The following is a 9,672-nucleotide window of genomic DNA, read 5'->3' as shown; positions in this document are numbered from 1 at the left end:
GCTCGGCTTCGGGGTAGTCAATAAACCCGGTGGCGTCCGGCTCGCGGGCAACGTACTGCGTACTCATGCGGCTCTCCTGATGGCTTGTTCTTGTCGTGGAGGAACAGGGCGCAAAGCGGTGACGGGCGCGAAGGCCAGTTGGGCTATTGATAGCCCATTTCGCCGCCATCAGAGGCCTGCATACGAGTCGGCGTGTAGAACCAAAATCGCCAGGCCGTAAAGAAATCGTGACGTTCGCGCGAATTCATCCTGAAGAGCTCGCACGCATGCCCATGGCTCGCGGCTTAGGTGTAACGTATTTTTGACGGTAAACTCGTCCCCTTTCGAAATCGTCGCCACTTCCGCGAGTCCTCCATGCGTATCAAAGTCCATTGCCAGAACCGCGTCGGCATTTTGCGCGACATCCTTGAGCTGCTGGTGGCCTACGGCGTTAACGTGTCCGGCGGGGAGGTGGGCGGTGAACATGGCGATGCCATTTACCTGCGTTGTCCGAACCTGATCAATCTTCAATTCCAGGCGCTGGTGCCGAAATTCGAGACCGTCGCCGGGGTGTTCGGCGTCAAGCGCGTGGGATTGATGCCCAGCGAGCGTCGGCACATGGAGCTCAACGCGCTGCTTGGCGCGCTGGAGTTCCCGGTTCTGTCCATCGACATGGGCGGGTCCATCGTCGCGGCCAACCGTGCCGCCGCGCAGTTGTTGGGCGTGCGGGTCGATGAAGTGCCGGGCATTCCGCTGTCGCGATACGCCGAAGACTTCGACTTGCCACAACTGGTGCGTGCCAACCGTTCTCGCATCAACGGCCTGCGCGTGAAAGTGAAGGGCGATATCTTTCTCGCAGACATCGCTCCCCTGCAATCGGAGCACGAAGACAGCGAGGCCATGGCCGGCGCAGTGCTGACCCTGCACCGTGCGGATCGGGTCGGCGAGCACATCTATAACGTGCGCAAGCAGGAGCTGCGCGGCTTTGACAGCATCTTTCAAAGCTCAAAAGTGATGGCCGCCGTGGTTCGAGAGGCCCGGCGCATGGCGCCGCTGGACGCGCCGCTGCTGATCGAAGGCGAAACCGGAACCGGCAAAGAACTGCTGGCGCGGGCCTGCCACCTGGCCAGCCCGCGCGGGCAGTCGCCGATGATGTCGCTCAACTGCGCCGGCCTGTCCGAATCCATGGCCGAAACCGAATTGTTCGGCTACGGCCCCGGCGCTTTCGATGGCGCGCGGGCAGAAGGCAAGCTGGGTTTGCTGGAACTCACCGCGGGCGGCACGCTGTTTGTCGATGGCGTAGTGGAAATGAGTCCGCGGCTGCAGGCCAAGCTGCTGCGCTATCTGCAAGAAGGTTGCTTTCGCCGGGTCGGCAGTGACGAAGAGGTCTTTCTCGATGTGCGAGTCATTTGCGCCACCCAGGTTGATCTGTCCGAGCTGTGCGCCCGCGGTGCGTTTCGGGAGGACCTTTATCACCGCCTGAACGTCTTGTCGTTGCACATTCCGCCGTTGCGCGACTGCCTGGACGGGCTGACGCCACTGGTTGAGCACTTCCTCGATCAGGCCAGCCGGCAGATTGGCTGTCCGCTGCCCAAGATCGTTCCCGAAGCGCTGGACCGGCTGCGCCACTACCATTGGCCCGGTAACGTCCGACAGTTGGAGAACGTGTTGTTCCAGGCGGTTTCGTTGTGCGAGGGCGGGGTGATCAAGGTGCAGCACATCCGCTTCCCCGACTACGGCGAGCGTCAGCCGTTGGGCGGTTTTTCGCTGGACGGGACACTGGAGGACATCGTCGGGCGCTTTGAAAAGGCACTGCTCGAGCGGCTCCATGCAGAGCACCCGAGCAGCCGCTTGTTGGGCAAGCGCCTCGGCGTGTCCCATACCACGATCGCCAACAAGCTGCGCCATTACGATCTAGGCCCCAAACCCGAACCTTTATAGCGCAAGGTCATGGGGCAGGGGCCCGTTCGACTGACGGTGTCCAGCGTGCCTGCTCAGGTTTGGCGATTAATTCCTGATGACGATCAGGCCTCAGCTCGGCGGGGTATAGGGCAGGATATAACTGAGGGAAAAGTCTGCACCCGGGTAGTCCAGCTTCAGGCGCGGCAGGACGAACCCTCCGCAGGAATAGCAGGTGTCCATCAGGGTGAAGAAATGGATCTGGATCACGTCCTCCGCCGCCGGCATGTCCTGTTTGAACGCCGTGGCGATGAGGCGTTCGGCGTCCAGGTAGCGGTCATGCTCGCGAATCTTGAGCCTGCTTGCCGTGCGCAGGACCGGCAAACTGGTGAAGCTGGGGTCCGGCGCCTGATCGCGCATCCGTTCGCGTGCATCGATAAACCTCGTAGAACTGCCGTCGCGGGTTGCAGGGTCACGCAACGTCAGGTTCTTGGCCCGTTTCCCCCCAGCCAGCGCGTAATAAACGTGGTGCTTGTGGTCTGACGTTTCGGCCAGAAGAAACGCCAGATTGGTGGTGTTCAGGTGTTTGCGGATCGTTTCCCCGGTCGTTTGCAAGGCAATGTCCGCAGCTGACACCGGGCGCCAGGGATGCCGGGAATTGGGCGCAGGCAGCAACGAACCGATCACGCTTGCAACGTGTTGACGCGTCAGCGGGTCAACCTCGCTCATGGGTTTGAAATGGGTGATGCTGCTTCTGGTCAGCGTGACAAAGTTTTCCAACGCCGTCGCGTTTGTGAAGACGTTCCGGGCGTGGTTTTCCATGTCTGAGCGTACGAGGGGGTCGGCGTAGCGCATGTCAGCGCCCGGGTTCTCGAGTTCAAACAACAGACGGGCGACGTTATCGACGTCCTGATTGAGAGCGCGTCGTCCCGCGCCCAGGCGATAACCCTCGCTTGAGGTCAGATAGGCGTCAATCTCGGCCTCGGATGTCATGCGCGTAAACGTCAGTTGCGTATTGCCGGGCAATTCCCGGGCTCTATAGAAGTATCCCGTGTCGGCTTCGACGGCAATGCAGGGCCCGTCTTCCAGTGTGAGTCTGATCGCACGTAGCTCGCGCTGGTCGTTAACCGTTTTGCAAATTGAATCGAGCTGCACGACCGGCAGCTCTTGGTTGATACGCTCACGCCAGGCCGGGCTGATGCCATCCGTCAGCCCCAGGGTCTGGTCCTTCATCACTCTGCCCTGGACGGTTGGCCGATAGTGCAGCGGTGTGGTGATACCCAAGTGAACGGCAGCATCGGGAGTCAGGGCCGCCAGTATCTTGCGGCCTGTCGTCTGTACGTTGTGTGCGCCGCGTGCCGGCAGCACTTCGTCGACCCAGGCACTCACCTTGCCCTCGTCCACCAGCAAGTGAGTCTGTCGTGGGTGGGCCTGTCCGCGCACCGGGGTAAAGCGCAGCGCGGGCCTGAACCGATGTGTCATGAAGGCATGACTGGCCTGTTCACCTGTGGTGAGCGGCTCAAGCGCCGGGTCTAGCGCCGGCCGCGTCGTCGAGAGCAACACCAGTGCGCCGGAACAGCTCGCTTGCACCAGGCTGCGACGTATCACGCAGTGAGACGCCTGATCCAGCTGCCCAAGCCTTGCATTGGGCGGTTGCAGTTCGATTTTTCGAAGCATGCCGAACCCCCCGTCAGCGTCGAAACGATAGCTGACATCGTCGACGATCAAGTCAGTGACCGATTGATCCCGACGCACAACACGGATGTGTCGGCCATCCGCCACCGAAAGATCGTGCCCATGCCCGACCACCTCGTTCAGGAACACGGCGCCCGGAAACTGGCCCGGCAGCAAGCCTTTCTGGGTGGTGACAAACACCCAGGTTTCATCCGCGCCGACCGCCTGGTCGCGGCTGAGCACGGGGCCGTAGGGTTTTTGATCGTGGGGATTGCACCAGCGGTAGTCCGGGGTCTCAGCATTGGAGATGTTTCGTACCAGCACCTGGTCAATGTTATCCACCTTCGCCCACCGCATCGCTGGATCAGAGGTCGGTCCCGTGTCGGAGAGGCGCTGGAACATGCCTCCGCGCTGGCGGAAGTTGCCAGTGATTACGTGGGACCAGGCGGCCTGCACCCGGCGTTCGAAATGCACGCGTGCGGCGTCCTGTCCGGCAAACCACCGGCCGTTCTGCTGGCGGGGACTGCTCGGAGACGGCAGGCGAGGCGACCAGACACGCTTTTTGTTTCCCAGCCTGATCAGAGGTTTGAGTGCGCGGCCGGCAATGGTCATGACCGGGCCGGCGACGTCGGCAAAGTCAGCAACGTCGGCAACGCAGGAGAGGGCGTCGCCGCCCGTGTTGACGTCAACGCAGCCCACGAGGGGGACCACCGATTTGATCAGCTTCCAGGCGTACTGGGCGTCTGAGTTCGATTGGCGATGCCGTGTGGCGATTTCCCGCCGGGTCGCGCCTTTGCAGGTTTCGCGCAGTGCCTGGTGGTGGTGCAGGAAAATCTCCTCAACAAAACTCTGCACCAGGTGCGTCTGGTTGTCGCTGCCCGGACGGCGGGACAGCGGCACCGCTTTTGACAGATCGGACTTTTCATAGGGCAGTGGCACGCCGTTGTAGCGCTCATGATGAGGACTGACCAGAAGATTCAGCGCTTCAGCGGCCAGGTTTGAATCACCAAGCTGCATGCCCCGACCGGCCTCGACGGGTGTGCATTTAAAGGTGTAGCGCTCAGGGAACAGTTCATACACCCAGTGCTGACCTTCGTGTTCGGCATGCACCACACCGCCGTGGCCGCCCCGGCAGTCCTGCCAGTCACCGGCAGGGCTGCTGTCGATCGAGGGCACGGCCCCCACCATCGGACCCACGTATTGGCGCCATACGACCGCGTAACTACGGAGGTTTGCGCTGAGCAGGCGAGTGCGATGAAGCGTCGGCAAGTCGTCCAGAAACAACGTCATCAGCTGCGTGAAGGTCTGCCGTGCCTCTGTCAGATAGCGATCAAACGCTTGATCGAACTGCCGCGTGGCGTCGGGAAGCGGATTCGCCACAGCACGTGAAGGCCGATACGCAGTGCCATCGTCCAAGTAAGCCTCAAGTTCGGTGGTCGTTCCAGAGCTAAACGTATTCGGCGCGTCAGGGTTGATGCGCGCCTGTAACAGCAATCGTCGCGCGTCATTGAGGCGATCGGGCGGGTCGTTGAGTGCTTGTCGATCACAGGCGGCCCCGAAATAACGGCTCATGCGAGCGATGTCGTCGGCAGAGTAATAGGGTTGTTCGGTGACGTGGTGGTTGTACAGGTTCCACACGATCATCGCGTCAGTGCGGGTCGTCGCGATGTGCAGCTTTTCTTCCACCGTCGTGGCCTGGGCGGCAAGCGTGGCGGGCAGCGCTTCCCATTGCACAAACGTGCGCGACTGCGGCGCTGCACTGTCCAGTGTCATGGCGTGGCGCAGATTGACCCAGCGCAGGTCAGGTTGGTAACGAAAATCATCGGGGGCATCGCTCAGCAGCAGTTCCGGCGCAAACCGCGTCGCCAGCAATTGCATGATGATCTGCGCGTCGGCGTTCTGGCAGCCCAGTGTGCGGCGCAGGCTGTTGCTCAGATTGATGCGCAGGTCGTACAGCGAGCAGTCTGCGTTGGCTTGCGCGAACAGGTGGAAATCAAGCAGGTACCCGATGCGCCGTTGATGAGGCGGGTAAATGCAGTCGATCAAGGCCTGGATGGTCAGCTGCCGCGCCATGGAAGTGGACGCCAGATGCGGGTCCTCGGGGTTGTACCACTCCAGCGCCTCTATCAGTTGGTGCTGCAGGGCGGCAAACGGCGCGCAGTTCAGCAGCGCCTCCAGGGCGACGTCTGCCGGGTGGCTCAGGGTGGCGCCGGGGAAAAACGCCATTCTGTCTTGACGGTCAGGCAACAGGTCGGCGCCGGCCGCGATTTCCTGAAGAGTGGCAGGGCGAAATTCCCCACTGCTCACCCTCAGCAGGTCCATGGGCAGCAGGTTCAACAGTTTGATGCAGAGGGAGTCACCCGGCTGATCGGCCAACAGGTGGCTCATCAATGCATGCAGATCCTGATAGCCGCGCAGGTCAAGGGGCGGCGGTAAAGGCGTTGTCTCGGGCGCCTGAACCCCATGGCTCAGCTCGTCATGAAACAGGAACGCCGCTGCCCATAACGCGCCGACGCGGCGCAGTGGCGGCAAGGCTCTATGCAATCGGTCCGCCAGCGAAAACGTCTTGTAGGTGCAATGGCTCTGACTAACCTCGGCCAGGGCGGCATCCAGCATTCCCGGGACCTCGTGTTCGATGACCAGGCGGCACACCGTGGAAAAAAACGTCGCCCGGCTTTGCTGATCAATGGGCGTGCGTTTATCGCCCTCGTACAGCGTGCCGCTGATAAAACGCTCTACGTTGGCGGAGTCGAGCACGCGATTGATCAGCGCCAGGTAATCACTGTCGCGCAGTGTGTTCTCAACGGCGGCATCAGCGGCCAGGTAATCTTTGAAAAGATCAGTAAGAGAGGCAACCAGCGACTGTGGGCCGGTAATCTCGTTGAGAACAACGATGTCATCAGCCTTGAGTTGTTGCAGGCGAAGTTGGAACAGTCCGGATGTTTCGCGGACGTGAGGGGATCTCATGATGAGTGCTTCCTGATTAACGATTCAACGTTGTGGTGTCAGGAGACGTTGGTTATTTCACGAAGCACTGGGTATTACATATGTATTGAATACAAGTTTTATACGGCCAATATGATCAGTCATGCCCCGCGACAAGGGCCGGCGGGGCGTGAACATTCAAGCGTCAATCAGCCATTGCTGCAGCCATTGCCCATTACCTGGTACTCCATCACGTGGCGTTTGCCTTGCGAGTCTTCGTAGGTCATGTGTTGCGGCACGACTCGGCAGACATTGGGCACTTCATCCACCGAAATCACCTTCGCAATGTCCAGCTTGGTGGAGTAGGTGTATTCCTCGACACGCTGTTGCTGGGCGGCCACTTTAGCGCCGGACTCTTCTGCCATTGCCATGGCGCTGAAACCACAGAGAGCCATTACAACCAGTGCAGCTTTCATTACTGAATTCCTCTAAGTTGCTTCATCAAACCTGCGACGCATGAATTGCAGTCGGCAGGGTGCACAAAACCCTTGTGAGGCTCTGAGTGAAGCGCGGTATTAACGGGTGGGAGCGTTGATGAACAGTCCAGCGTGGGGGCTGTTGTTGATCAATCATTTGCCGTGTTGGCGCAACAGATTCTAGGCGCCCGGCTGCCATTCATATAGAAACCATTTTGATAAAGTCTATTGAGCAAATCGGCAACAATCGCTCTCTACGGGTTGTTGGCGTGGGCTGGGCGGGTTCTTTAGTCGTAGCCGGTCCATGAAGATTTGCCGTAAACCGGGCACTTCACCGGCGTTCAGGGCTATGCTCGGAGTCGGTAAGACCATCGTCGAATGGCCATTCAAGCCATCGGCAGATACAACAGGGTCATAAAACAACAACATTTCCACCGAGGTAAGAAAGATGAGTGCGGCTTCCCTGTACCCCGTCCGCCCTGAAGTGGCAGCCAATACGCTGACTGACGAGGCGACCTACAAGGCGATGTACCAGCAGTCGGTGGTCAATCCCGATGGCTTCTGGCGCGAGCAAGCCAAACGCCTTGACTGGATTCAGCCTTTCACCACCGTCAAGCAGACCTCCTTCGACGACCATCGCGTCGACATCAAGTGGTTTGCCGACGGCACCTTGAATGTTTCCTACAACTGCCTCGACCGTCATCTGGCCGAACGCGGCGACTCAATAGCGATCATCTGGGAAGGCGACGATCCTTCCGAGAGCCGCAACATTACCTACCGCGAACTGCACGAAGAAGTGTGCAAGTTCGCCAACGCGTTGCGCGGGCAGGATGTCCACCGCGGCGACGTCGTCACGATCTATATGCCGATGATTCCCGAAGCCGTGGTCGCCATGCTGGCCTGTGCGCGGATCGGCGCGATTCATTCGGTGGTGTTCGGCGGCTTCTCGCCTGAGGCACTGGCCGGTCGCATCATCGACTGCAAATCCAAAGTGGTGATCACCGCTGACGAAGGCCTGCGTGGCGGCAAGAAGACCGCCATGAAAGCCAACGTTGACCGCGCGCTGACCAACCCTGAAACCAGCAGCGTGCAGAAAGTCATCGTCTGCAAGCGCACCGGCGGCGACATCGAGTGGAACCGCCATCGCGACATCTGGTACCACGCGCTGCTTGAGGTGGCGTCGAGTACTTGCGCACCGAAAGAAATGGGCGCCGAAGAATCACTGTTCATCCTTTACACCTCGGGCTCCACCGGCAAGCCGAAAGGTGTGCTGCACACTACGGCGGGTTATCTGCTGTATGCGGCGCTGACCCACGAGCGTGTGTTCGACTACCGTCCAGGCGAAGTGTACTGGTGCACCGCCGACGTCGGCTGGGTCACCGGCCACAGCTACATCGTCTACGGACCGCTGGCCAATGGCGCCACCACTTTGCTGTTCGAAGGCGTGCCGAACTACCCGGACATCACCCGCGTGTCGAAGATCGTCGACAAGCACAAGGTCAATATCCTCTACACCGCGCCGACGGCAATCCGCGCCATGATGGCCGAGGGTACCAAGGCCGTGGAAGGCGCCGACGGTTCCAGCCTGCGTCTGCTGGGTTCGGTGGGTGAGCCGATCAACCCGGAAGCCTGGAACTGGTACTACAACACCGTCGGCAACAAGAATTGCCCGATCGTCGACACGTGGTGGCAGACCGAGACCGGCGGCATTCTGATCAGCCCGCTGCCGGGTGCCATTGCCCTGAAGCCGGGTTCGGCGACGCGTCCGTTCTTTGGCGTGATCCCGGCCCTTGTGGATAACCTGGGCAACCTCATCGAAGGGGCGGCGGAAGGCAATCTGGTGATCCTCGACTCGTGGCCGGGTCAGTCGCGCAGCCTGTACGGCGATCACGACCGTTTCGTCGATACCTATTTCAAGACCTTCCGCGGCATGTATTTCACCGGTGACGGCGCCCGTCGTGACGAAGACGGTTACTACTGGATCACCGGTCGTGTGGATGACGTGCTGAACGTGTCGGGTCACCGCATGGGCACCGCCGAGATCGAAAGCGCGATGGTGGCCCACCCTAAAGTGGCCGAAGCAGCCGTGGTGGGCGTGCCCCATGACCTGAAAGGGCAGGGCATCTACGTTTACGTCACGCTGAACGGCGGTGAGGTGCCGAACGAAGCGCTGCGCATCGAATTGCGCAATTGGGTGCGCAAGGAGATCGGGCCGATCGCCTCGCCCGACGTGATTCAGTGGGCGCCGGGTCTGCCGAAGACCCGTTCCGGGAAGATCATGCGCCGCATCCTGCGCAAGATTGCCACCGGGGAGTACGACGCACTGGGGGACATCTCTACGCTGGCTGATCCGGGTGTCGTGGCACATCTGGTGGAAACCCACAAAACCATGACCGCCGCCTGACGTTTATGGGTTGAGGCGCCCTGTCCGGTTAACGCCGGGCGGGGCGTTTTTGTTTTAAACGCTTTTAAGATCAAGAGCGTCTGCCTGGGGGCAGACCGTTTCGCCTTCGGCGAGTTACTTGGAAAGGTCGAAAGTCGCACCATCCCCAAGTAACCAAGGGTGCTTGCTCCTGGCTTGGCCCGACTTCGTCGGGTTCCTTCACTCCGGTCCCGCTCCGTGGGCCCGCCGCCATCCGCCATCCATGGCGGGGGGCGGCTCTCGCGGCATCCATGCCGCTCGGCCCACTGCGCGAGACCTGCGTTCAGCCTGCACCCA

4 protein-coding genes are annotated in these 9,672 nt (G+C 60.6%); 2 read left to right on the top strand and 2 right to left on the bottom strand.

Translation table 11 applies throughout. The features are described from left to right. The first annotated feature begins 354 nt into the window (after positions 1-354). Positions 355-1,920, top strand: coding sequence for a sigma-54-dependent transcriptional regulator (locus VF672_RS01905; RefSeq protein WP_331100820.1), 1,566 nt, complete (start codon positions 355-357; stop codon positions 1,918-1,920). Positions 1,921-2,010: 90 nt separating this feature from the next. Here VF672_RS01905 and VF672_RS01900 read toward each other — a convergent pair whose 3' ends face one another. Together VF672_RS01900 and VF672_RS01895 are read right to left on the bottom strand one after the other, a co-directional pair. After that, positions 2,011-6,519, bottom strand: a complete 4,509-nt coding sequence (locus tag VF672_RS01900; protein ID WP_331100817.1) for a deaminase domain-containing protein — start codon at positions 6,517-6,519, stop codon at positions 2,011-2,013. 167 nt (positions 6,520-6,686) lie between these two features. Further along, entirely contained in the window at positions 6,687-6,953 is a 267-nt protein-coding gene (locus tag VF672_RS01895; protein ID WP_331100815.1) for a DUF2790 domain-containing protein, read from the bottom strand. Between the two features lie 448 nt (positions 6,954-7,401). Between VF672_RS01895 and acs the strand changes: the two genes are divergently transcribed. Then, complete coding sequence (acs, locus tag VF672_RS01890; RefSeq protein ID WP_331100813.1) at positions 7,402-9,357, top strand: acetate--CoA ligase; 1,956 nt, start codon at positions 7,402-7,404, stop codon at positions 9,355-9,357. Positions 9,358-9,672: the final 315 nt, after the last annotated feature.

Origin of the sequence: Pseudomonas sp., from assembly GCF_036387035.1 — a bacterium.
GTDB lineage: Bacteria > Pseudomonadota > Gammaproteobacteria > Pseudomonadales > Pseudomonadaceae > Aquipseudomonas.
The sequence above is the reverse complement of the archived record's forward strand: the minus strand, read 5'-3'. Positions and strand labels throughout refer to the sequence as shown.

What these genes read in the sequence shown, in the direction of transcription:
- acs (WP_331100813.1), top strand. Translation starts at nt 7,402, where the DNA reads ATGAGTGCGGCTTCCCTGTACCCCGTCCGCCCTGAAGTGGCAGCCAAT.
- VF672_RS01900 (WP_331100817.1), bottom strand. Translation starts at nt 6,519, where the DNA reads ATGAGATCCCCTCACGTCCGCGAAACATCCGGACTGTTCCAACTTCGC.
- VF672_RS01905 (WP_331100820.1), top strand. Translation starts at nt 355, where the DNA reads ATGCGTATCAAAGTCCATTGCCAGAACCGCGTCGGCATTTTGCGCGAC.
- VF672_RS01895 (WP_331100815.1), bottom strand. Translation starts at nt 6,953, where the DNA reads ATGAAAGCTGCACTGGTTGTAATGGCTCTCTGTGGTTTCAGCGCCATG.